Annotated in this window: 2 protein-coding genes; both read left to right on the top strand. The window is 70.5% G+C overall.

Annotation, left to right across the window (positions count from 1 at the left end; all coding sequences use genetic code 11):
- Window positions 1-1,891: zinc-dependent metalloprotease (locus DBR10_RS13400; RefSeq protein ID WP_108556418.1), on the top strand; the 1,891-nt coding region annotated here is incomplete at its 5' end.
- A gap of 61 nt (window positions 1,892-1,952) precedes the next feature.
- Window positions 1,953-2,722: pentapeptide repeat-containing protein (locus DBR10_RS13395; protein WP_199225341.1), on the top strand; the 770-nt coding region annotated here is incomplete at its 3' end.

Raw genomic sequence — 2,722 nt, 5'->3', positions numbered from 1 at the left:
GTCCATGGCCGATCCGTCGGCGGTGAAGGTTTTCCCGGAGAATATCGAGTTCGAGGCCCGCCAGACCTTTGCCTCCGACACGCCCGGCCCCGAGACCCGCAACATCGCCCCCGACCCCAAGCTGTTCAGCCTGACGGTCCGGCACTCGCTGGTGAAGCTGCCCGAACCGGGCTTTGTGCCCCGCGCCTTTGATCCGCGCGTCGGCACCTGGGGCGTGGTCGGGCTCGACTATGCCGCGCCGCTGGGCGAGGACATTGTCGAGCGCTGGACCCGCCGCTTCCGCCTGGAAAAGACCGACCCGACCGCGGCGGTCTCGACGGTCAAGAAGCCGATCGTCTTCTATGTCGACCGCGGGGCCCCCGAGCCGATCCGCACCGCCCTGCAGGAGGGCGCAGCCTGGTGGGCCGAAGCCTTTGAGAAGGCCGGGTTCAAGGACGCCTACCGGGTCGAGATCCTGCCCGAGGGCGTCGATCCGCTGGATATCCGCTACAATATGATCAACTGGGTCAACCGGGCCACGCGGGGCTGGTCGATCGGCAATTCGGTCTCGGATCCGCGTACCGGCGAGATCCTGAAGGGCTCGGTCCTGCTGGGCTCCCTGCGGGTACGCCAGGACATGCTGATCTTCGAGGGCCTGGTCGGGGCCGAGCAGATCGGGACCGGCGGGGCCAATGATCCTGTCCAGGTCTCGCTGGCCCGCCTGCGCCAGCTGTCCGCGCACGAGGTCGGACACTCTCTGGGCTTTGCCCACAATTTCGCCGGTTCGACCCAGGCCCGGGCCTCGGTGATGGACTATCCCGCCCCCCGGGTGAAGCTGACCGACGGCCGCATCGACCTGTCGGATGCCTATGGCGTCGGGATCGGGGCGTGGGACCGCTTCGTGGTCGACTGGCTGTATGCCGATGTCCCGCCAGGCGAGGCCGGCCGCAAGGTGCTGGCCGACAAGGCGGCCCAGACCGGGCTGCGCTACGTCACCGACGGCGACTCGCGCGGGGCCGGCTCCGGCCAGCCCTGGGGCGCGCTGTGGGACGACGGCCCGGACTCGGTCGCCGAATTGCGCCGGATGATGGCCGCGCGCCGGGTGGCCCTGGACCGCTTCGGCCTGAAGGCCCTCAAGCCCGGCGAGGCGGTCGAGACCCTGAAGCGCAAGTTCGTGCCGATCTATCTGCTGCATCGCTACCAGGTCGAGGCGGCGGTCAAGCAGGTGGCCGGCGTCGAGTACAGCTATGCGGTCAAGGGCGATGCGGCGGCTGTCGCGCCGCCGGTCGCGGCCGACCGCCAGCGCGCGGCCCTTCTGGCCCTGATGGCGACCCTGTCGCCGGCCGAGCTGGACACGCCCGAGGCCCTGATCCCGCTGATGTCAGCCGGCCAGTCGGGCGAGACCGACCGCCAGTACGCCATCGAGGTCTTTGCCGGCATGGGCGGTCCGGTATTTGATCCGCTGGTCGCCGCCGATGTCGCCGCCGGGGTGACCCTGGACCCGCTGCTGGCCCCCGAGCGCCTGGCCCGGCTGGTCGAGCAGCACCGCCACGATCCGGGCCAGCCGGGAGTCGGCGAGGTGGTCGACACCCTGCTGCTCACTGTCTTCACCCCGGCCTCGGGCCGGTCCGCTGAGGTCGCGCGGCGGGTCCGCTGGCGCGCGGTGCTCAACCTCGCCGCCGCTGCCCGCGACGTCCGGCGCTCGCCCCAGGCCGCCGCCGAGATCGACCTGAAGCTGGCGGATCTGGCCACCCGGCTGAAGGCCACGCCCGGAACCGACCCGGCCGACCGGGCCCTCAACCTGCGGCTGGCGGCCTTGCTGCGCGACGACGAGGCCCTCAGCCGGGTGCTGGCCGACACGCGGCTGAAGCCCGAGACGCCGCCCGGCATGCCGATCGGCGATATGGACTGAATCTAAACCCTTGGCCGCTAGGCTTGCCCCACCGGCGCTTCCTGCCGGAAGGACGTCAGGCTTGGCGAGCAGGACCCAGAAGACCGAACGCGTCGTGATCCGGCAGGCCGAGGCCGACCGGCTGATGGCCGCCCATGCGCGCTTCGTGGCCCGCCGGCCCGGCGGTCGGCGGATGGTCCAGCGCTTTGCGGTCATGGAGGGCGTGGATCTCTCCAATCAGGACCTTTCGGACATCGACTTGACCGGCAGCAGCCTGATCGGCTGCAAGTTCGACTATTCGCGCCTGACCCGGGCCTGCCTGTTCGGGGTCGACCTGCAGTCCAGCAGCCTGGTCGGGGCCTCCCTGACCCAGGCCGACCTGCGCGGCGCTCGGCTGAAGGGGGCCAACCTCTCGCACGCCAATCTCACCCAGGCGGACCTGCGGGCCGGCCGGATCGCGATCTCCGACGAGGACACGCGGTTTTCCGTCCTGCGGCACAAGGTTGAGGCCGGCCAGCTGGACGGGGCCAATGTGACCGGTGCGGTGCTGGACCGCTCGCGCCTGGACGATGTCTCGGCGGCGGCGGCGGACTTTTCCGAATGCTCGATGCGCGGCACCAAGCTGGTCGGGGCCAATCTGAAGAATGCCAGCCTGCGCGGGGCGATGATCGATGATGTCGACGTCACCGGGGCCAATCTCGACAGCGTCGACCTGACCGGCGCGGTCCTGACCCGGGTCGATCTCAGTGCGGCCCGCACCCGCGACTTGATCCTGAAGGGCTGCCTCTGCGATCCGACGCCCGAGGCCTCCCAGCGCGCGGCGCTTCTCTTCGTCAAGCTGGCCTCGCATCG

Origin of the sequence: Caulobacter sp. HMWF025 (assembly GCF_003060965.1) — a bacterium.
Taxonomy (GTDB): domain Bacteria; phylum Pseudomonadota; class Alphaproteobacteria; order Caulobacterales; family Caulobacteraceae; genus Caulobacter.
This window is presented reverse-complemented; position numbering and strand designations above follow the sequence as displayed.